At 66.2% G+C, this 266-nt stretch carries 1 protein-coding gene; it reads left to right on the plus strand.

Annotation, left to right across the window (positions count from 1 at the left end; genetic code table 11):
- Window positions 1–266, plus strand: a 266-nt coding sequence (locus tag ACZ3HH_RS30255; RefSeq protein ID WP_465810291.1) for an aminoacyl--tRNA ligase-related protein, incomplete at both ends; no start/stop codon positions are given.

Raw genomic sequence — 266 nt, forward strand, 5'->3', positions numbered from 1 at the left:
GCCTCGCCGAGTTCGGCGTCGTGCATCGCTACGAGCCGTCGGGCGCGATGCACGGCCTGATGCGGGTGCGCGGCTTCACCCAGGACGACGCCCACGTGTTCTGCACCGAACAGCAGCTCGCCGAAGAGTGCCTCAAGATCAACGACCTGATCCTGTCGACCTACGCCGATTTCGGCTTTGACGGCGAGCTCACGGTCAAGCTCTCGACGCGACCGGAGAAGCGGGTCGGCACCGACGAGATGTGGGACCACGCCGAGCGGGTGATG

Source organism: Pseudomonas sp. PME37.24/025, assembly GCF_055556615.1.